Source organism: Halomonas salipaludis (assembly GCF_002286975.1).
GTDB classification, from domain to species: domain Bacteria; phylum Pseudomonadota; class Gammaproteobacteria; order Pseudomonadales; family Halomonadaceae; genus Franzmannia; species Franzmannia salipaludis.
In genome coordinates this window covers 502,536-523,146 of the sequence record NZ_NSKB01000001.1, presented here as the reverse complement: position 1 = coordinate 523,146, position 20,611 = coordinate 502,536, and the positions used below count along the sequence as shown (strand labels likewise).

The window sequence follows — 20,611 nt, the reverse complement described above, 5'->3', positions numbered from 1 at the left end:
TCACGACCCCATCAGCGGCAACGGCTCAAGACTCGTCGCCGTTGGCTTCGTTTTCATCATCGTCCATGACTTCATCTTCGCTGGCCTCATCTGAAGGCCGGCCACCCGGAAACTCGGGGCGTGGATGAAGGTAGGTCTCTGCGACGTCGATCATGGCAATGTCCATCATGAAACGCCGTCCCAACAGTACAGGGTAGTTGAGATGGCTACGATCGTTGAGCGTAAACTCGACCTGCTCGCGAATCGGACCCAGCGTCATCATCATTCGCACCACCGGCCGCGACTCTTCACCGGCCGCTTGCAGTATGCGCACGCGCCTTACCACCGGCGCCTCGATCCACTCGTCGCGCACCCGTTCGACCACGACATCGTCTTCGCTCAAGGCCAGCTTGAAACGCACCCAGGTGTCGCCGTCACGTTCGAAGCGGGTGATATCGGTGGCCGACAGCGACGAGGTGTTGGCGCCGGAGTCGACGCGCGCCTTGAGATAGGTGCCCACGTCCGGCAAGCCGATCCATTCGCTGCGGCCTAAGACCTCCTTGTTATCGAGCGGGCTGTCGGCATCTTCTTCACATTGAGCGGGAATGATCACCGGCTCGTCGGCGAGCAGGTCGATATCACTGCGTATGTCGCGCAGCAGGCTGCCGACTTCGCGCACATCGGCGGTCAGGCGGCGGGTATCGTTGGCATGCTGGGTGAGTAGCTGCTGCTGGATGTCGCAGCGCTCGCTAAGCTGTTGCTCCAGTTGGATGACCCGTGACTCGAACTGCATCTGGGTAAGCGGTGGCTCAGGGGGAGGCTCGGGTTCTCCTTGCAGGAGAGCACAGCCACCAAGAAGTGCCGGGATGGCGAGTGCCGTGGCAGGCAGGGCGCGTCGAATCCGCATCACAATCGACATGGGATAGAGGGAGTCCTTGAAACTGGTCGCCTGATGATAAGGAGTGTGGCGGAGGCGTGTCCAATGGGTTTGCTGCAATAGACTGTGCTGCATAGAGTCAATTTAACATAATATATATTATGCGAAGTTCCGGCAATGTTGGCCGAGACACCCATACGTCGACGCCCCGGCAGATTTCCTCCTGCCGGGGCGTTGATGTGGCGCTGTATCAAGCGTCCTGCTCAGTCGTCGGCCGGCGCGTAGGAGCCATCCTCGCGATGCACTTCGGTGCCGGTGATCGGCGGCGTGAACACGCAGGCCAGGTGCATGGTCTTACTGGCACGCAGCAGATGCTCGTCGTGCTGGTCGAGAATGTAGATATCGCCCGGCTTGATCGGCCAGATCTTGCCATCTGCCAGGGTCTCGACTTCCCCTTCGCCTTCCATGCAAAACACCGCTTCATAGTGATGCTTGTAATGGATGTGGGTCTCGGTGCCTTCGTAGATACGGGTGATATGGAAGGAGAAACCTCCATTGTCGCTGGCCAGCAGCAGGCGCGTGCTGTCCCAGTTGCCGTTCTCCGACTTGACCAGGCGCTCGGATTGGCGTGCTTCCTCGAGGTTACGAACGATCATGGATGTGATCTCCTGAATGCTGTGAATCGCGGGTGCCGTGACGACAGGCGCGTAACGTAACGACGGCCCGCCGCGGCGGGCCGTGGATGTTCAGGGTGCCAGGCATGCCCAGTGCCCTGCTCTATCTACTCTACTGCCTGACCTTCTATCAAAACATGCTTGGCAGCATAGCGCCTTAGCCGAAGACTTTCTTGGTGCTGGCGTCGAGAATGTCCAGCCCCTCGAGCAGATCCTCATCGCTGATGGTCAGCGGGCACAGGCACTTGACCACTTGCCCATCGTGGCCGCTGGTCTCGATGATCAGGCCCTGCGCGAAGGCTTCCGCGGTGATCTTGTCGGCGTGCTCGCCGCTGCCCACGTCGAGACCGCGCATCAGGCCACGGCCGCGTTCCGAGGCGGGAATGCCCTGGGCGGTCAGCCATTCGGCGAGCTGCTGGAAACGCTCTTCGACGATACGCCCCTTGCGCTGCACATCGCGCTCGAAGGTGTCGTCGCTCCAGAAGTGGCGCATGGCGGCGGTGGCCGTCGTGAAGGCGAGATTGAAACCGCGGAAGGTGCCGTTGTACTGGCCAGGCTTCCACTTGTCGAGCTCCGGGCGCATCAGCACGTGGGCAAACGGCAGCCCGAGACCAGACAGCGACTTGGAGTTGGTGACGATGTCCGGTGTGATGCCGGCGTGTTCGAAGCTGAAGAACTTGCCGGTACGACCGCAGCCGGCCTGGATGTCATCGACGATCAGTAGGATCTGGTGGGCATGGCAGATCTTCTCGAGGCGCTGCAGCCACTCGATGCCGGCGGGGTTGATGCCGCCCTCCCCCTGTACGGTTTCGACGATCACTGCAGCGGGAATGTCGAGGCCGCTGGAGTTGTCGCCGAGCAGCTTCTCGAGATAGTCGAGGGTATCGGCGTGTTCACCCAGGTAGCCGTCGAACGGCATGAACGAGGCGCCCTGGGTGGGGATGCCGCCGGTGGCTTCGCGGAACTTGCGATTGCCGGTGGTGGCCAGCGCACCCATGGTCACGCCGTGGAAGCCGTTGGTGAAGGTCACGATGTTGTGGCGGCCGGTGGCCACGCGCGCCAGGCGAATCGCGGCTTCGACGGCGTTGGTGCCGGTCGGGCCCGGCAGGTGCACCTTGTAGTTCAGGCCGCGCGGCTTGAGGATCAGCTCTTCGAGTGCCTCGAGATATTCACGCTTGGCACGGGTCCACATGTCGAGGCCATGGATGATGCCATCGCCGGCCATGTAGTCGATCAGCGCCTGCTTGAGCTTGGGATGATTGTGGCCGTAGTTGAGAGTGCCGGCGCCGGCCAGGAAGTCGATGTACTGCCGCCCCTCCTCGTCGGTCAGGCGCGCGCCCTTGGCTTCGGTGAAAACCACCGGAAACGAGCGTGAATAGGTGCGAACTTCGGATTCCATACGTTCGAGAATCTGGGTCTGCATTGTCGACCTCCTGATTAAAAATGGCTAGGCGTGAACGTTGTCACGCAGACAAAGGGGAGCCCTGCGGCAACGTCCAAGACGGCCGCCCGGGGCGCATACGGGATCAGATACGATCGGGCTGGAAGGGGCCGATACGTACCAGGTTTTCCGGGTCGTGCTCACCGCCGAGCTGGTCGGTAGAGAAGTACTCGCGGCTGTTGAGCGGCGCCTGCCAGCGGTCGGCGAGACGCTTGAACAGCCCCCAGGAGGCATCATTGTCCGGGGTGATGGTGGTCTCGAGGTGATGCACATCGGCGAGCTCCGGGCGGGTCATGACCGCCTCGACCAGACGCCGCGCGAGGCCGGTCCCGCGGGCCTTCTCGCCGACCGCTACCTGCCACAGGAAGTAGGTGTCAGGCGCGTTGCTCTTCACGTAGCCCGAGACGAACCCGACGATTTCGCCCTCTTCATTGGTCGCCACGGCGCAGCTGTCACGAAACTGGGTGGCCAGCAGCAGATAGGCGTAGGCGGAATTGACGTCGAGCGGCGGGCAGGCCTTGACCAGCTCATAGACCCCCCAGCCATCGTCCGGGTTGGGCTTGCGTATGAACAGTTGAGAAGACGATTTACCGACCACCGCGTCGGCGACGCTGGGGCGGGCAAGATCGGCGGAGGTCGTAAACGGCTGTGCGGATACGTTCATCGTTATACTTCGCAGTTGGCGAATTTGCGCCATATGATAACAAGCGCTTATAGATAAATCAAAAAGCCCTTTATCGTGTGGCGCACAATCCATAATCCTGAGTTATGTGGGCGCAGCCCAGCTGGCAAGGCAAGCCCCCTGATGACGATGTCACCCATGCAGTTTAGCCCAAGCCGGCGCCTACTGATGCAGGGATAGCACCTTGCCATCAACGCAAGAGGCCGCCCGCAGGCGGCCGGCCTCTTGGTCGTCAGGCAGGCGCGCTCAGCGACGCGTCACGCTACGCATGGTGACGAACTCCTCGGCGCCAGTGGGGTGAATGCCCACGGTGGCATCGAAATCGAGCTTGGTGAGGCCTGCCCGCACCGCGATGGCGATGCCCTGGATCACCTCGCCGGCCTCCTCGCCGACCATATGCGCGCCGACCACTCTGTCGCTGTGGTCATCGACGATCAGCTTCATCAGGCAGCGCTCGTCGCTGCCCGACAGCGTGTGCTTCATCGGCCGGAAGTCGGCCGTGTAGACACGCACCTCGCCAAACTGCTCGCGAGCCGCCTCTTCGGAGAGTCCCACGGTGCCGATATTGGGGTGGCAGAACACCGCTGTGGCGATGTTGTGATAGTCGAGCGGGCGTGGCGGCGCGTCGCTGAAGTGGTGCTGGACCATGTGCATGGCTTCAGCCAAGGCCACCGGGGTCAGCTCGGGACCGCCGGTGACGTCGCCCAGCGCCAGGATCGACGGCACCGAGGTCTCGTAGCGCTCGTTGACCTTGATGGTGCCATCATCGTTGAGCGCAATATCCAGCTGGTCGAGGCCCAGGCCTTGTAGGTGCGGCTTGCGACCAGTGGCGGCGAGTACCGCATCGACCTCGAGCGCCTCGCCGTTGGTGAGCGTGACCCGATAGGCGTCCCCCGCCGGCTCGATGCGCGCGATATTGGTCTCGAAATGCAGCTTGACACCCTTCTTGGCCATTTCATCGCGGGTGAACTCGCGCACTTCGCGGTCGAAGCCGCGCAAGAACAGCTCGCCGCGATAGACGAGATGCGCCTCGCTGCCCAGGCCGTTGAAGATGCTGGCGAACTCCACTGCGATATAGCCGCCGCCAAGCACCAGGAAGCGCTCGGGAAAGGCATCGAGGTCGAACACTCGGTTGGAATCGACAACGTGCTCGTTGCCAGGGAAGTCCGGCACCCAGGGCCAGCCGCCGACGGCAACGAGAATCTTCTCGGCGCTAACGGTATCACCGCCGACCTCGACGTGATGGGCATCGAGCACCTTGGCGCGGGCGTTGATCAGGGTCACGTTAGCGCCCTCGAGCAGGCGCCCGTAGATGCCGTTGAGGCGTTTGATCTCGGCGATCTTGTTGTCGCGCAGGGTGGCCCAGTCGAAGCGCGGCGCCTCGGGTAGCGTCCAGCCGAAACCGGCGCTGTCGTCGAAGGCGTCGTGGAAATGCGCGGCATAGGAGTAAAGCTTCTTGGGCACGCAGCCGACGTTGACACAGGTACCGCCGAGATAGCGGTCCTCGGCTACTGCGACACGCGCGCCGGTGGCCGCCGCGGTACGCGCGGCGCGCACGCCACCGGAACCGGCGCCGATGACGAAAAGATCGTAGTCGTACTGGGACACTGGCATCTCCTGAAATACGCTAAAGCATTGAAACGCTGCGCAGATGATACCAGCCCTCGGGCAGCGCCGGGAGTGGCGACGACGTTGACCGGCTGCCAGACTCACGGTAAAAGAAGCCCCACCCATGCCACTGCTACAGGTTTCCTCGTCATGAAAGAACGCATGCAAGCGCTGCTCGAGCGCAACCGCGAGTGGGCGGAGCGGATGCGCGAACAGGACCCCGAGTTCTTTTCGCGCCTCTCGCAGCAGCAGAATCCCGACTATTTGTGGATCGGCTGCTCAGACAGCCGTGTGCCGGCCAACCAGATCATCGCCCTGCCTCCCGGTGAAGTCTTCGTCCACCGCAACGTCGCCAACCTGCTGCATAATAACGACATGAACGCCCTGTCGGTGGTGCAGTACGCGGTCGACGTGCTCGAGGTCAAGCACATCATGGTGGTCGGCCACTACGGCTGCGGTGGGGTGCGTGCCGCCGTCCAGGGCGGCGAGAACGGCATCGTCGACTTCTGGCTGCACTCGGTACGCGACCTTTACAGCCGCCATCGCCAGAGCCTTGCTGCGCTGAGTCTGGACGAGCAGGTCGACCGCATGTGCGAGCTCAACGTCAAGGCTCAGGTCGACAACCTGGCGCGCAACAAGATCATTCAGCGCGCCTGGCAGCGCGGCCAGCCACTCGCCGTGCATGGCTGGGTCTATGGGCTCGGCGACGGCCGGGTCACCGACCTCGACTGCACCGTCGAAGGGCTCGACCAGGTGCCACAGCTCTACCGCGTCGATCGCCTCGATCCCATCGAGCCATGAGCGTTGCCTCGATGCGCGACCGCGACGCCCTGCACTTGGCCCATCTGGATGCGCTACAGCAGGCCTACGCCGCGCACCTCGAGGCGGCAGGCGTTGACGCGCTGTGGATCTACAGCGGCGCGCCCCACCAGCACTACGCCGACGATCAGACCGCGACCTTTCGCGCCTATGGCCACTTCATGCACTGGGCGCCGCTGCCCGAGCTCAGTCACAGCTGGCTGCTGATCCGTCCCGGGCAACGGCCGCTGCTGCAGATCCATGCCCCCGACGACTTCTGGCATCTCCCCGCCCGGCGTCCAGACGCGGCCTGGAGCCAGGCATTCGAGATTCGGCTGAGTGACGAGATGACGCCTCCGCCCTGCGCTGCCAAGCGCCGCGCAGTGATCGGCGAGCTCGACGCCGAACAGGCCAAGGCCATGGGCGCTACGCTCAACCCGCCGGCGCTGCTCGCCGCGCTCGACCACGGCCGACTGCACAAGAGTGCCCACGAACAGGCCTGCCTGATCGACGCCAATCGCGCTGCGCTGGCCGGGCATGCCGCGGCGCGCCAGGCATTCGAGGGTGGTGTCAGCGAGCTCGATATCCACCTCGCCTATCTGGCGGCGAGCCGGCAGCGCGAGGCGTCGCTGCCCTACGACAGTATCGTGGCCCTCAACCGCCACGCCGGCGTGCTGCACTACCAGCACTATGCGCAGACGCTTCCCGGCGAGCGGCATAGCCTGCTGGTGGATGCCGGCCACCGTGAGCTCGGCTACTGCGCCGACATCACCCGTACCTGGGCAGGCCCGGAGGCGCCGGATCTCTTCGTGTCGCTGATCGCCAGCATGCAAACCCTGCATCAGCGCCTGGTCGCAGCCTGTGCGCCGGGGGTCGCCTTCGTCGCGTTGCATGGTCAGATGCACCATGAGCTTGCCCAGCTGCTCGTCGAACACGGTGTGCTGCGCTGCTCCGCCGAGGCGGCCGTCGAGGCCGGCTTTACCCGCGCCTTCTGCCCGCACGGGCTGGGCCACTCGCTGGGCATTCAGGTCCACGACGTAGGCGGCCGGCAGGACGCTGCTGGCGCGCCGCTACCGCCGCCCACCAGCGATCCCGCTCTGCGCCTGACGCGCACTCTGACGCCGAACATGGTGGTGACCATCGAACCCGGTTGCTATGTGATCCCTATGCTGCTCGAACCACTGCGCTGCGGCGCCGAGGCGGCGCAGATCGACTGGGCACTGGTAGACCGGCTCGCACCCTGTGGCGGGATTCGCCTCGAAGACAACGTCGCCATCACCGCCACCGGCCAGCGCAACCTGACGTTGGCCGCCGACAACGGCCACTGATCCCAGGCCATTGCCGAGTCGACCGCAGCGGATCCGTTGCCCCCCTCACCAAGCCGATTGAGGGTCTCGCTCCGATACAGGTTGCGCGGCGCCGTCAGCGCGATAAGCTGGAAGTACGCCCACTCACCGAGACCGGCATGTCACGCACCATCGTTCCCGCTGACTACCGCCCTCCGCGCGGCCTCAGTAATCGCCATGTCCAGACGCTGCTACCGCGGTTGCTACCGCGGCGGCGGCTGGCGCGGAACACCGAAATTCTCAACCTGCCGGACGGTGACTTCGTCGAGCTGGCCTGGCTGCGCCAGGCGCCGAGGCATGACGACGCCCCGCTGTTCATTCTCTTCCATGGCCTCGAGGGCTCGCTCGACTCGCCGTACGCCAGCGAGCTGCTGTGGAGTGCCCAGCAGGCCGGCTGGCGAGCGGTGATGATGCACTTCCGCGGCTGTGGCCAGGCCCCCAATCGCCTGCCGCGGGCTTATCACAGCGGTGATACCGCAGATGCCTACTGGGTGATCGGCCAGCTCGCCCAGCGCTATCCCCACGCCATCAAGGTCGCCGCCGGGGTATCGCTGGGGGCCAACATGCTGGTCAAACTAGTTGCCGAACAGGGCGGCGATGGACTGGATCTAGCCGGTGCCATCGCCATCTGCGCCCCCCTCGACCTGGCCGCCAGTGCCGATGCCTTGAACAGCGGATTCGCTCGCGTCTATCAGCGACATCTGCTGCGTTCGCTGAAGCGCAAGGTAATGGCCAAGATGGCGCAGGGGCCCATGCCGATCGCGCTATCTCCGCACCAGCTCAAGGAACTCGACAGTTTCTGGGCCTACGACAACGAGGTTACCGCCCCGTTGCACGGCTTCAGTTCGGCAAGTGACTACTATCGCCGCGCCTCGGCGGGTCGCCTGCTCGGCGATATCGAGCTGCCGACCCTGATCCTGCACGCCGCCGACGACCCCTTCATGCCTGGTGACCTGTTCGACCGCCTGCCGACACCGTCGGACTCGGTGCGCGTAGAGATTGCCCGCCATGGCGGCCACGTGGGCTTCCTCGAATACCGTCGCGGAGGGCTGCGGTCATGGCTGGGTCGGCGCGTTGCCGAGCAGCTCAACGACTGGGCGGCGCTAGGCAGCGCCGCCAGCGGACAGGCGATGCCTTCGGCTAGCCGATCGGACAGCTGACGCCGGTACCCTTCAGCCCGCAGTAGCCGTTGGGGTTCTTGGCCAGGTACTGCTGGTGGTACTCCTCGGCCATGTAGAAGGCCTCGAGGGCGGCGATCTCGGTGGTGATGGTGCCGCGACCGGCTTCCTCAAGCGCCCGCTGGTAGGCGTCACGACTCTGCTCCACGGCCGCCAGCTGGGCGCTGCTGGTGGTGTAGATCGCCGAGCGATACTGGCTGCCCAGGTCATTGCCCTGGCGCATGCCCTGGGTCGGATCATGGGCCTCCCAGAACACCTGCAGCAGCGCCGTAAACGGCAGCCGAGCCGGATCGAAGACCACCCGCACCACCTCGGTGTGTCCGGTCAAGCCGGTACAGGTCTCCTCGTAGGTAGGGTTGGGTGTGTAGCCGCCGGCATAGCCCACCGCAGTAACGTGCACGCCGGGCAGCTCCCAGAACAGCCGCTCCGCGCCCCAGAAGCACCCCAGCCCCAACACCACCTCTTCGAGGCCGTCGGGAAACGGCGGCAGCATGCTGGCGCCATTGACCAGATGCCGACCGCTGATGCGCAGCGGCGTGTCGCGGCCCGGCAAGGCGTGCTCGGGGGCGACCAGGGAGCTGTTGTCGGATAATGGCATAGAACTATTCCTCGCTTATCGTCGTGCGCCTCAGCGGGTCTGCTCGGCGCGCCCCAGACTGAACTGGTAGACCAGATCGACGGCCTGGGCTGCCCCTGAGACCGCTTGCAGATACAGATTACGCCATAGCGTGTAGCGTAGCGTCAGCTCGGCGATGGGCGAGAAGATCCCGACCCCGTAGCTGACGCGCAGATCGTCGGTCAGTTGCCCGCTGACCACCACTTGGCTCTCGTCCCCGGTGCCGGCGGTTTCCAGCGCCAGGTCATCGACGCCAAAGGCTTGGCCGATCTGCCCCACTGCGCCACCGGTCTGCGACAGCGATAGCCCGATCAGCGCCGAGGCCAAGGCGCCGTCGGCATCGCCATCGCCTGGTGCGCGGCCGCGCAGCAGATAAGAGAGCGCCCGCACCTCGTCCATCGACGGCTCCGAGAACACCTGCAGGTCGGGGGCTTCGGCAGCGCCGGTGACGCGTAACCCGGCGATCACCTCGTCCTCGGTGACGTTGGGGTTGCGAATCGCCTCGAAGTCCAACAGCGGCTGGTCGGCGGGGCCGCTGAAGAGCAGTTGGCCGCGGCGAATCAGCAGGTCCTGACCGAAGGCGCGGAAGCGGCCGTCGACCAGGTTGACCTCGCCGAATAGCTGTACCGGCCCGGTCTGCTGGCGCACCTGCAGGTTGCCGCGCAGGCCGCTCTCCAGGCCATAGGCCTCGAGCTGCATATCGGGACCCAGTGCCAGGTCGATCTGCACGTCGAGTTGAATGCCGGCCTGGGCCAGTGCCTGGGAAGTGGCTTCGTCGGCGCCCTCTTCGGCACGCTCGGCGGCCCGTGCCGCCTCACGCTGGGCGCGACGCTCATCGCGCTCGCTGATGATGATCTCGTCGCTGCTCGGCGTAACCGCCGTGGCGGGCATCTGGCCGATCTCGAGGCGTGCCCAGGGTACCTCGACCCGACCACGAACCTCGAGGCGCTCGGGGTCGGCCTCGATCGACAGGTTGGGAGCGATGCGCAGCCGGCCGATATCGGGCAGCTCAGCGAGCAGCGGGTCGCTGCGGCCGTCCAGCGTGATGGCTGCCTGCCAGGCGTCGGCGCTGGGCCAGCTGGCGCTGCCATCGATATTCAATTGGCCCTGCTCGGCGGCGATCAGGCCGCGGATATCGGCGCGATCGCCGGCCAGCAGGATCTCGAGGCTGCCGTCGCGCACTTCTACCGGCACGTCGCCGCCGCGCGCCTCCAGGCCACTCAGGCGGATGTCGCCATCCAGGCTGGGCTCCGCCAGGCTACCGCCGATGGCGACGTCGCCGGTCACCGAACCCTCGAGGGTCTGCATGTCGGCGACCAGCGCCTGATAGGGCGCCAGGCGAATGTCGTCGAGCACCAGGCGCCCGCTGAGCGGCCCCTGGTTGACCGGATCGTCGATATCGATGAGCAGACGAATGTCACCGGCATCGGCCAGCGACACGTCGAGCTCGGCCTCGGCACGGGCCTGGGTGGCGTCGACCTCCAATCGCAGCTGCGAGGCCGGCAGCTCCCACGGCTGGCCGAAGGCGTCCAGGCCACTCAGCGTCAGGTCGCTGCCCAGCCCCAGGTCGAGTGACCAGCGCGCCCCGCCCGCAGCCCACTCGGCGCGCAGCTCGGCCTGGGTTTCGCCAGCCACCGACCAGCCTTCGGGCATGAACTCCTCGAGCAGCGACATCGGCAGGTCGCGAATCGCCAGCGCCGCACTGCCCTGCTCGCCGCTGGCGCTCAGGGTGTCGGTGACGCACAGGCGTCCGCCGCGGGCGTAGACCAGGCAGAACGGCTGCACCTGCACACTGCCGGCGTCGAGGTTGGCGGCCAGCTCGATGGGCTGGTCGAGACGCACGTCGCCGTGCTCGCTGTCGACCTCGAGCGGCGACAGGCTAGCCCGGTAGCGATCACGCGCCTGGTTCATGCTGCCGTCGAGGGCCAGCGCCGCACGTGATAGCGGCATGCCGGGCCCGGCGAGCGCCTCGAGCTCCAGGCGGTGCGCCGAGAGACGACCATCGAGCTCCAGACTGATGCTCGAGAAGCGCTGCCCGCCGGCGTTGAGCTGCGCTATCTCGAGAGTCGCATCCAGGCTTGGATCGTCAAGCCCGCTGATCCGGGCGCTCAGCGTCAGCTGTGCGAGACGATTGTCGGCGGCGGAGAGCGAGTCGCCGACCAGATCGAGGCGCAACTGCGGCGCCTCCAGGGTGCCGGCCACGTCGAAGTCGCCCTGCAGGCTGCCACCCAGCTGCGGCGACAGGCTGGCCAGATCTGGCGCGCGCAGGGTGCCGCTCAGGTCGAGGCGCTCGGCGACCCGGCCCTGGGCGGTCAGGCGGTTGCTGCCCTGGCGCAGATCCAGCGCGGCGATATCCCACTGCATCTCGCTGTTGCCGCTGAGTTCGGCATCCAGGGCCAGCGGCAGTTCCTGCAGTTCACCGCGAATGCTCAGCGTGGGAACCTCCAGCGACCAGCCCTCGGGCGACTGGGCGAAGCCCAGCGCGGCGTTGCCGCTAAGCCGGCCCTGCACGGCGTCGGTGAAGGCGCCCGGGTCGAGGTTGTTGAGCTGCAGCCGGGTGTTGACATCCAGCCCCTCGGACCAGCGCACCTCGCCGTGACTGATCAGCGAGCCGCCCTGCTGGACGCTGACCGATAGCGGCGTCCAGGCGAATTGCTCGAGATCACCGTTGCCATTCAGGGCCAGCCGCATGGCGGGCAGTTCGGGCCCCTCGACATTCACCGACAGCGCCGCCTGGTACGCCAACAGGCTCCCCTCGAGGCGCAGCACCAGGTCGTTGAGTGCATAGGGCGGTTCGGCGGCGTCGCCCTGCTGCTCACGCTGCGCGGGAAGTGGCCACTCGAGGCGTTCGGCGCGGGCGCTGACGCGCATCGGCAGGGTCGGATCGAGGACATCGAGCTGCGCCGAGATGGAGGTGTTGATCTGGCCGCTGGTGGTCAGCTGGGCGTCGAGCGCGGCGAGGCTGCCGGCCAGAGTCAGGCTGAGCCGCTCGCCGGCCAGTTCGGGCATGATCTCCGGCAGATAGAGTTCACCGTCGAGCTGCGCCTCGAGCGGATAGTCGTCGCGCAGCGTGACGCTGGCGGCCAGCGACAGGTCGGCGTCGGCGGTGGCCAGCTCGAGACTCGTCACATCGACCTGCTGGTCCGCTGCGCTGACTGCCAGCGCCAGGCGTTCGACGCGATACTCGACGGGCCCCTGGAGCTCACTGTCGAGGATCTCCAGGGATGGCACGCTGACGTTGAGGGGCAGTGAGATCTCCGGCAGGGCGATACGCTCGCGCTCCTCCAGCGGCACGCTGGCCAGGCCCTCCAGTTCGGCGGCGGCCTGCGCCGGCAGCGGCGACTGGGCGGCGATGGCGGCATCGATGGCCGCGGCCTCGATGCGCGGCGTGGTGTCGTCATCGGCCGGTAGTGCCAGCCTGGCCCCCGGGGTCAGCGGCAGCATCACGCGCAGGCCCGCCAGCTGGGTGGTGTGCAGCTCGAGGTCGCTGCCCTCGGCGGTTGCCCCGCTGGTGAAGCTGGCCCAGTACAGGCGGGTGCCGTCGGCCAGCTGGATGTCGATATCCTCGAGCGACAGGGCGCGCAGCTCGATCGGGAAAGGCAGCGAGATCGGCCCGGGATCGTCGGCCGCCTCCGCGGCTGGCGTCTCGTCATCGGCAGCCGCCAAGCGCACGCTCAAACCACGTATCGCCAGCCGGTCGATGCACAGCCGTCCGCCGAGCAGGCAGTCATCGGCCCAGGCCAGCTCGAATTCCGCCATGCTTACGCTGGCGGGTCCGGCCTCGAGACGCAAGCCGTCGATGCGCAGGCGATCGAGCGGCGCCCCCTGCGCCGCCTCATAGCTGTACCAGCCACGCTGCTGGCCCTGCTCCAGCAGCACGCCGGTACCCCACGGCGACAGCGCAAGTCCCAGGGCGAAGATCACCAGTCCTATCAGCCATAGTGGCAGCCATAATGCAGCGCGTACCAGCGCCCAGGTCAGTCGAGTAATGGTCAGAACTCCGGTCCGATCGCGAAATGAATTCGCCAGTCGTTGTCGTCATCGTCGAAGGGGTGAGCCACATCGAAGCGAATCGGTCCCACCGGGGAGATCCAGCGCACGCCGAGGCCGACACCGGTGTTGAGCTGGTCGGGGCCCCAGTCATCGAAGGCGTCGCCGGTGTCGATGAAGGTGGCGCCCCACCAGTCGCCGGTGACCCGGCGCTGATACTCGAGACTGGCGGTGAACAGCTGTTGCCCCCCCAGCAAGGCGCCCTCTTCGTCTCGCGGCGCAAGGCTCTCGTAGGCATAGCCGCGCACCGAGCGATCGCCGCCAGTGAAGAAACGCAGCGAGGGTGGCATGCGTTCGAATTCGCTGGTCTCGATGCTGCCCAGGCCGAGTCGGCCGATGAAGCGGTTGTCACGACCCAGCATGCGGATCCATTGCGAGTCGGCGGTGGTGCGGAAGAATTCGATGTCCGAGCCCCAGGCGGTATTGGAGTATTCGAAGGCCACCCGCTGACGGTCGCCCCAGCTCGGGAAACGCGGGTTGCGGGTGCGGGTGCGCGACCAGCTGATCCCCGGGTAGAGCAGGAACGTTTGATCCTCATCGACCCCCTGGCTGAAGTCCTCGAAGGTGCTGCGCAGGTAGGCGCTCTGTACCCAGCCGTTATCGAACTCCCAGCGCCGCGCCAGCTCGATCGAGGCCTCGAGGCTGCGCGTGTCATCGCTGTCGCGATGACGAAAGCCGTACTGCAGCCGGTAGCTATCGCGCAGCGGATCCTCCAGCGGAATCGCATACTCGCCAGTGAAGCGCTGCTCCGGGCCAGACAGGAACAGGTCGTGATTGAGGCTGTGGCCGAGGCGGTTGATCCATGGCTGCTCCCAGCCAAACCGCAGTCGCGGGCCGACATCGGTGGCATAACCCACCCCGACTTCGAACTGGTGACGATCGGCAGGTACCAGGTTGACGTCGATGGGCACGTCGAGGGATTGCGGGGTAACGCTGCGCACCGCGGCAAGCGTCTGGGCGCTTATCATCGGCCCCTCGACCGGGGTGTCCGCCGGCGGACCGGCGGGCGCGCCCTCGCCCTGCAGGTCGGCCTGCTGCCACCAGCCGGGGCCTGCTGGGGCATCCAACGCCAGGCTGGCATTGCCGCCGACCCGGGGGCGCACGCTGATCGAGCTGAACCAGTTGCTCTGGCCAAGTCGCTGGTTGTAGAGCGCGATATCGCCGGCCAGGTAAGGATCACCCGGCTCGAACGGCAGCATGCGGCGCAGGCGATCCTCGTCGATATGGCTGCCATGGAAGCGTGGCTCACCGAAGCGGTAGCGCGGACCGCTGTCCAGAGTCAGATAAAGGCGCGCGCTCTGCTCCCAGGGGCGCACTTCCATGCGCCGATCGAGAAAGCGTGAATCGAAGTAGCCGCGCTCCAGTGACAGCGACGAGAGACGGTTGCGCAGACGGTCATAGGGGGCGTGCTCGAGGGGCTCGCCCTCGCTGAGCGGAAACGCCTCGAGAGCGTCGACGAACGTCTCGTCGCGTCTCGCCTCGCCGCGCACCTGAAAATCCAGCGATTGAATCACCACCTGAGGTCCCGCCTCGACCATCACGGTGACGCGCTCCACCGGATCGCCGGCAAACCCCAGCTGTAGCTGGGGCTCGTAGTAGCCGTAGACCCGCAGCGCCTCCATGCTGCGCCGACGCACCACCGACTCGAGCCGCGACTGGCTGTACTGGGCGGCATCCAGCCCACCGAGATAGATAGCGATATTGTCGGCGGGGCGTCCGGAAATACCTTGTACGTCGGCATCCAGCGCCCAGGCCGGTGCGATACTTGCCAGGCAGGCCACCACCGACCCCAGGCGCGTCAATGCGCGAAATTCCATATCAGTTTCCCAACTGGCTCTGCATAGCTTCCAGTTGCGCGCTCGTCGCTAGCTGCGACTGTCTGAGTTCAGTGAGCTCGGCCCGGGTAGAGTCCAGTCGGTCACGTAGTTCGGCAACTTCCTGCTGCTCATCTTCGCGCAGCGCGTCTAGTTGCTCAAGTGCCTCCTGCAACGCATCGAGATCGCTGGCGAGCTGATCGAGACGCTGTGGATCGAGTTCGGGACGCTCGTCGAGGCGCGTGGCAAGCGCCTGCTGCTGCGCCTCGAGGTCCTCCAGGCGCGGATCGAGATCACGCCACTGCTCGCCGAGCGACTCGAGACGAGGCATCTGCTCATCGCTGCGCGTTTCCAACCGTTCGAGACGTGCGTCAAGGCTTGCCCTGGCCTGCTCGCCGCCCTCCTCCAGGGCATCCAGCGATTGGCGCACCACACCGATCAGGCCGTCGAGGGACTCGACCTCTGCGCTCAACTCCTCGAACTGCGCGGCAAGGCGCTCGACCGCTTCATCCTCGGCGCTGGCAACGCGAATCGACTCGATCAACTGCTCCTGCTCCTCGAGGCGATCACGCAGCGCCTGCTGGCCATCATCAAGCGACGCCAGACGCTCGGTGATTGGCTCGAGTTCACTGCCCTGCTCCTGGTCCAGGCCGTCGAAGCGCGCATGCACGTTGGAGAGCTGGCCTTCGAGTCGATCCAGCTCGCGCTGCAGCAGCAGTCGCTCCTGCCAGGCAGCGAACGCCAGGCCGGCCAGCGCTGCGATCAGCACCAGGATCATCAGCCAAAGCGGCCACAGCCGAGCGCTACGTGGCTGGCGCAGATGATGGGCGGTCAGACTAGCGTTGACATCGGGGACTATCGGCGACGAAAGGCGTTGTTCCTCCGGGCGCTCAGCCATTGGGTGACTCCTTGCCGTGAGAGCGTCATAAGACGGACGGGGCACACTCCCGTCGTGAGCGGCGTCGGCCTGGCCGAGCGACGCCCTCGTCATTGGCGAGCATACCCCAGGCTGCTATGATCTGGCGACACCACTTACGCATATATGGTTGCAGCGTAAGGCTTTTTGCAGGAGCAGCAGGCAATGGCATTCGAACTACCCGCGCTACCCTACGACAAGAATGCGCTGGAGCCGTACCTCTCCGCCGAAACCCTGGAATACCACTATGGCAAGCATCATCTGGCCTACGTGACGCGCCTCAATGCCCTGGTCGAGGGCACCGATGACGATCAGAAGTCGCTGGAGGAGATCATCCAGTCGAGTGCCGGCGAACTGTTCAATCAGGCCGCCCAGGCCTGGAACCACACCTTCTACTGGCACTGCCTGTCACCCAGCGGCGGCGGCGAGGCACATGGCCCGGTGGGCGAGGCCATCGTTGCCGAATTCGGCTCCTTCAGCGCGTTCACCCAGGCCTTCGAGACCGCTGCCCTCGAGCATTTTGGCGCCGGCTGGATCTGGCTGGTCAAGCGCGCCGACGGCGGCCTCGAGATCGTGGCGACCCATGATGCCGATACCCCGATTGCCCATCACCAGACGCCGCTGCTGGCCGTCGACGTCTGGGAGCACGCCTACTATATCGACTACCGCAACGCGCGCGCCAAGTACCTACAAGGCATCTGGCAGCTGATCAACTGGGATTTCGTCAACCAGAATTTCAGCTGACATGGTAACGATGCCAAGACGTCCCGCGAGGCAGGACGTCTTGTGGCTCAGCCGGTGATCAGCAGTTGCTAGGGATCGGCACGGCGCCCGATACCCCGATACACCAGCCCGCGGGCGGCGACATAGGCGGGATCGTAGATATTGCGACCGTCGAGCACCAGGCGCTCGGTCAGCGCTTCGCCGAGACGCCGCCAGTCGGGGTTCCAGTAGCACTTCCACTCGGTAACCAGCATCAGCGCGTCGGCGCCCTGGCACGCCTCGTAGGGATCGACCTGGCACAGCGTCAGCAGCGGGTGTTCGCCGACCTCCTTGCGCAGCGCCGGCAGTGCCGCCGGATCGTGCAGGCGCACATGAACGCCCTGGGCCCACAGCGCGCGCAGCAGCGTCAGCACCGGCGCGTGATCGATACGCGCAGTGCCGGGCTTGAAGGCAGCCCCCCATACGGCCACGGTGAGCCCCTCCAACTGGCCGTGGAAATGCCCCCACAGCTTGCGAAACAGCGTCTCCTTCTTGTGCTCGTTGATATCCAGCACCTGCTCGAGCAGCGCCGACTCGCGGCCGCTGGCCGACTGCACGTCGGCCAGGCGCATCAGGTCGCGGGAAAAGTTGGGACCGCCGAAGCCGCAGCCCGGGTAGAGGTACTGGTAGCCGATGCGCGGGTCGGCACCCATCCCCTGGCGCACGTGCTCGACATCGACACCCAGCGAGTCGGCAAGCCCGGCGACTTCATTCATGTAGCTGATGCGAGTCGCCAGCATGCCGTTGATCGATAGCTTGGTGAGCTCGGCGGCACGCCGCGGCATGCGCTGGAAGCTGTCGCTGCGACGGTTGAAAGCACGCAGCAGTTCGCGCACCTGGGCGGCGGCCTGATCGTCCTCGCAGCCCAGCAGCCAGCGACTGGGGCGGGTGAAGGCCTGCCAGGCGCGACCCTCCTCGAGCATGTCGGGCAGCGCCACGGCAACCTGGCCGGCATGCCCGAGCAGCGCTTCGAGCTGCTCGGTATCGCCCACCGGAAAGGTCGAGTTGTTGACCACCACCAGTGGCGTGGACTGGATCCCGGCAATCCGGTCGACGCTGTGGGTGGCGAGCTCACGCTGGTCCGGGGCTAGCGCCAACCACAGCACGTCGAGGGGCTCGTCGCCGACCAGTGTCGACAGCCCCGCATCGCTTTCGAGGATCTGCAGGGCTCCACCGCGCTGGGCCTCGTGGAGCTGGTGCAGCAGCTCGGGCTCGCGGATCAGCCAGTCGGCCTGCTCGAGCTCACGCCACGGATGCTGGGCCAGCGTCAGCCATGCCACCCGGTGCCCGACGCTGGCCAGCGCCGCGGCGGCGGTAGCCGCGGCCAGCTCACTTCCCTGTATCAGGACTCGCATGGCGCGTCACTCCTTGGCGGCGTACTTGTCGAGCAGCTCGGCGAAGCCGTCGGCATACTTGGGGTGGCGCTTGGCAAAAGCCAGGATCGCTTCGAGATAGCCGAGCTGGTGGCCGCAGTCATAGGTTGCGCCGCGCATGCGATAGGCGGCCACGCCCTCGCGGGCGCGCAGCGTATCGATGGCGTCGGTGAGCTGGATCTCGTTGCCGGCGCCGGGCGCGGTGTCGGCCAGCAGCGGAAAGATCGAACCGGGCAGCAGGTAGCGACCGATCACCGCCAGTGTCGAAGGTGCATCCTCTACCTTGGGCTTCTCGACGACCCGCGCCATCGGCGCCGATTCGCCGGCCGCCGGGGCGTCGCCGTCGATGGCCACGATACCGTACTTGTAGACCATCTCCCGCGGCACGTTCTCGACCATGATCTGCGCCTGGCCGCTGGCGACGAAGGCGTCGATCATGCCGCCCAGGTCGTTGCCGGACAGGCCATGGCCATCCACCAGCACATCGGGGAGCAGTACCGCAAAGGGCTCGTTGTCGCCGATTACCGGCCGCGCGCAGAGCACCGCATGACCGAGGCCCAGCGGCTCGGGCTGACGCACGCTGATGATCTTGACGTCGTCGGGGATGATGTTGCGCAGCTCTTCGAGCAGTTCGCTCTTGCCCTTGGCCTCGAGGCTCGCCTCGAGCTCGAAGTGCTTGTCGAAGTGGTTCTCGATCGCCGCCTTGCTGGAGTGGGTGACCAGCACGATCTCCTTGATGCCAGCGGCCACCGCCTCTCCCACCACGTACTGGATCACCGGCTTGTCGACGATGGTGATCATCTCTTTGGGAATGGCTTTCGAGGCGGGCAGGCAGCGTGTGCCGAGGCCAGCCACCGGAAGTACGGCCTTGCGGATCATCGGGATCCCTCCTGATCATGAATGCCGTTGGATTATGCCATAGCCGCCCGGCCAGTGGATGACGCTAGACGGCAACAGTTGCGCTTTCGCGCCGCGGGACGGACAAGCCAGCATCCGACAGAGTAGAATGAGACGACCCCGATGGACAGCAAGAGGCACCCGATGACAGCCACTCAGGATCCGGCTCAGCGACACGACAATCCCCACCATGGCAACGTCGATCGCGCCGAAGTCGCCAAGTTCGAGGCCTTGGCCAGCCGCTGGTGGGACAGGGACAGCGAGTTCAAGCCGCTTCACGACATCAATCCGCTGCGTCTCGACTTCATCGATGCCCGCGCCGGCCTGGCCGGCAAGACGGTCATCGACGTCGGCTGCGGCGGCGGCATCCTCGCCGAGGCCATGGCCCATCGTGGCGCCGAGGTGACCGGTATCGACATGGGCGAGGCGCCACTGGCCGTCGCGCGCCTGCATCAGGAACAGAGCGGCGTGACGGTCGACTACCGCCAAGCCAGCGCCGAGCAGATGGCGGCCAGCCACCCCGGCCAGTTCGATGTCGTGACCTGCATGGAGATGCTCGAGCATGTGCCCGATCCGGCCTCGGTGGTACGCGCCTGCGCGACCCTGGTCAAGCCCGGTGGCCAAGTGTTCTTCTCGACCATCAACCGTAACCCCAAGGCCTATGCCTTTGCCATTCTCGGCGCCGAGTACCTGCTACGGCTGCTGCCTCGTGGTACCCACGACTATCGCAAGCTGATCCGCCCCGCCGAGCTGTCGAGCTGGTGCCGTACCACCGGGCTCAAGGTGTGCGAGCAGAGCGGGCTGGTCTATAACCCGCTGATGCGCCGCTATCGCCTCGCGCCCCGCGACGTGTCGGTCAACTACCTGATGCACGCCAGTCGTGAACTGCCATGAGCGTGAGCTGCCCAGCACCGCGCGCCCTGCTGTTCGACCTCGACGGCACCCTGGTCGACACCGCGCCCGACCTGGCGCGGGCCACCAACGAGCTGCGTGCCCATCACGGTCTCGCCCCGCTGCCCTATCCACAGATTCGCAGCCAGGTCTCCAACGGCGGTAGCGCGCTGGTCACCCTGGCGCTGGGACTTGCCAGCGAGCATGCCGATCATGGTGCCGCACGCGCCTTTCTGCTCGACGCCTACGGTCGCGATGTCGCCAGCCAGAGCCGCCTGTTCGATGGCCTCGAACGCCTGCTCGACGCCTGGGCATTGCCCCCACGTGGCTGGGGAATCGTCACCAACAAGCCGCGCGCCTACGCCGCGCCGTTGATCGAGGCGCTGCAGCTGACGCCCGGCGCACTGCTGTGCGCCGACGACCTGCCGGTCAAGAAGCCGGCCCCCGAGCCACTATGGGAAGCGGCACGTCGCCTCTCGATAGCGCCGGCAGAGTGCTGGTACATCGGTGACCACCTGCGTGACATAGAGGCCGCGCGCAGTGCCGGCATGACCGCCGTGGCGGTGGGCTATGGCTATATTGCCGAAGAGGATGACATCGGCCGCTGGCCGGCAGACCTGTGGTTCGAAACGCCGCAGGAGCTGGTGGGGGCCTTGATACGCGAGATGTGAGCCGAGCCGTGCGCAGCGGGTAGCCGCTGCGCCGTGGT

Annotated in this window: 17 protein-coding genes; 6 read left to right on the top strand and 11 right to left on the bottom strand. The window is 65.9% G+C overall.

The genetic code is table 11. From position 1 onward, the window contains the following. Window positions 1–25: 25 nt before the first annotated feature. From CK498_RS02695 to gorA, 5 genes are all read right to left on the bottom strand, one after another. Window positions 26–898, bottom strand: coding sequence for an ATP-dependent zinc protease family protein (locus CK498_RS02695; RefSeq protein WP_229358928.1), 873 nt, complete (start codon window positions 896–898; stop codon window positions 26–28). A gap of 221 nt (window positions 899–1,119) precedes the next feature. Then, entirely contained in the window at window positions 1,120–1,512 is a 393-nt protein-coding gene (locus tag CK498_RS02690; RefSeq protein ID WP_095619307.1) for an ectoine synthase, read from the bottom strand. A gap of 175 nt (window positions 1,513–1,687) precedes the next feature. Then, on the bottom strand, window positions 1,688–2,953 hold the full coding sequence (ectB, locus tag CK498_RS02685; RefSeq protein WP_095619306.1) for a diaminobutyrate--2-oxoglutarate transaminase: 1,266 nt from the start codon (window positions 2,951–2,953) through the stop codon (window positions 1,688–1,690). A 103-nt stretch (window positions 2,954–3,056) separates the two neighbouring features. Beyond that, the gene (ectA, locus tag CK498_RS02680) at window positions 3,057–3,635 is read right to left on the bottom strand and encodes a diaminobutyrate acetyltransferase (protein ID WP_095619305.1); all 579 of its coding nucleotides are present in this window, start codon (window positions 3,633–3,635) and stop codon (window positions 3,057–3,059) included. A gap of 264 nt (window positions 3,636–3,899) precedes the next feature. After that, entirely contained in the window at window positions 3,900–5,267 is a 1,368-nt protein-coding gene (gene gorA / locus CK498_RS02675) for a glutathione-disulfide reductase (protein ID WP_095619304.1), read from the bottom strand. Between the two features lie 144 nt (window positions 5,268–5,411). On the opposite strand from gorA, the gene can reads away from it, so the two are divergent. The 3 genes from can to CK498_RS02660 all read left to right on the top strand — a co-directional run bounded on the left by can (window position 5,412) and on the right by CK498_RS02660 (window position 8,565). Beyond that, window positions 5,412–6,062 (top strand): carbonate dehydratase, encoded by a 651-nt coding sequence (gene can, locus CK498_RS02670; protein ID WP_095619303.1) that lies wholly within the window; start codon window positions 5,412–5,414, stop codon window positions 6,060–6,062. Beyond that, entirely contained in the window at window positions 6,059–7,387 is a 1,329-nt protein-coding gene (gene pepQ, locus CK498_RS02665; protein ID WP_095619302.1) for a Xaa-Pro dipeptidase, read from the top strand. Before can ends, pepQ begins: the two co-directional genes overlap by 4 nt. Before the next feature lie 137 nt (window positions 7,388–7,524). Further along, the gene (locus CK498_RS02660; RefSeq protein ID WP_095619301.1) at window positions 7,525–8,565 is read left to right on the top strand and encodes a hydrolase; all 1,041 of its coding nucleotides are present in this window, start codon (window positions 7,525–7,527) and stop codon (window positions 8,563–8,565) included. Here the strand turns inward: CK498_RS02660 and msrA are convergent. Genes msrA through CK498_RS02640 form a run of 4 tightly spaced genes read right to left on the bottom strand, consistent with a single transcriptional unit; the run spans window position 8,546 to window position 15,961 of the window. After that, window positions 8,546–9,181 carry a peptide-methionine (S)-S-oxide reductase MsrA gene (gene msrA / locus CK498_RS02655; protein WP_095619300.1) on the bottom strand — a complete coding sequence of 212 codons (636 nt, stop codon included), beginning with the start codon at window positions 9,179–9,181 and terminating at the stop codon, window positions 8,546–8,548. The two genes, CK498_RS02660 and msrA, sit on opposite strands and share 20 nt — an antisense overlap. A 30-nt stretch (window positions 9,182–9,211) precedes the next feature. Next, a complete protein-coding gene (gene tamB / locus CK498_RS02650) occupies window positions 9,212–13,147 on the bottom strand; it encodes an autotransporter assembly complex protein TamB (protein ID WP_456064526.1) in 3,936 nt (1,311 codons plus the stop codon). Window positions 13,148–13,191: 44 nt separating this feature from the next. Beyond that, window positions 13,192–15,066, bottom strand: a complete 1,875-nt coding sequence (gene tamA, locus CK498_RS02645) for an autotransporter assembly complex protein TamA (RefSeq protein ID WP_095619298.1) — start codon at window positions 15,064–15,066, stop codon at window positions 13,192–13,194. Window position 15,067: 1 nt separating this feature from the next. Then, complete coding sequence (locus CK498_RS02640; protein ID WP_095619297.1) at window positions 15,068–15,961, bottom strand: hypothetical protein; 894 nt, start codon at window positions 15,959–15,961, stop codon at window positions 15,068–15,070. A gap of 183 nt (window positions 15,962–16,144) precedes the next feature. Here CK498_RS02640 and CK498_RS02635 point away from each other — a divergent pair, with 183 nt between their 5' ends. After that, complete coding sequence (locus tag CK498_RS02635; protein WP_095619296.1) at window positions 16,145–16,723, top strand: superoxide dismutase; 579 nt, start codon at window positions 16,145–16,147, stop codon at window positions 16,721–16,723. 68 nt (window positions 16,724–16,791) lie between these two features. On the opposite strand, the gene CK498_RS02630 is transcribed toward CK498_RS02635, so the two are convergent. Both CK498_RS02630 and galU read right to left on the bottom strand, forming a co-directional pair. Further along, window positions 16,792–18,096, bottom strand: a complete 1,305-nt coding sequence (locus tag CK498_RS02630) for a nucleotide sugar dehydrogenase (RefSeq protein ID WP_095619295.1) — start codon at window positions 18,094–18,096, stop codon at window positions 16,792–16,794. A 6-nt stretch (window positions 18,097–18,102) separates the two neighbouring features. After that, entirely contained in the window at window positions 18,103–18,993 is an 891-nt protein-coding gene (gene galU, locus CK498_RS02625; protein WP_095619294.1) for a UTP--glucose-1-phosphate uridylyltransferase GalU, read from the bottom strand. Window positions 18,994–19,155: 162 nt separating this feature from the next. Between galU and ubiG the strand changes: the two genes are divergently transcribed. Both ubiG and CK498_RS02615 read left to right on the top strand, forming a co-directional pair. Further along, window positions 19,156–19,905 carry a bifunctional 2-polyprenyl-6-hydroxyphenol methylase/3-demethylubiquinol 3-O-methyltransferase UbiG gene (ubiG, locus tag CK498_RS02620; protein WP_095619567.1) on the top strand — a complete coding sequence of 250 codons (750 nt, stop codon included), beginning with the start codon at window positions 19,156–19,158 and terminating at the stop codon, window positions 19,903–19,905. After that, on the top strand, window positions 19,902–20,573 hold the full coding sequence (locus CK498_RS02615; protein WP_095619293.1) for an HAD-IA family hydrolase: 672 nt from the start codon (window positions 19,902–19,904) through the stop codon (window positions 20,571–20,573). The genes ubiG and CK498_RS02615 overlap by 4 nt, the downstream gene beginning before the upstream one ends. The last annotated feature ends 38 nt before the right edge of the window (window positions 20,574–20,611 follow it).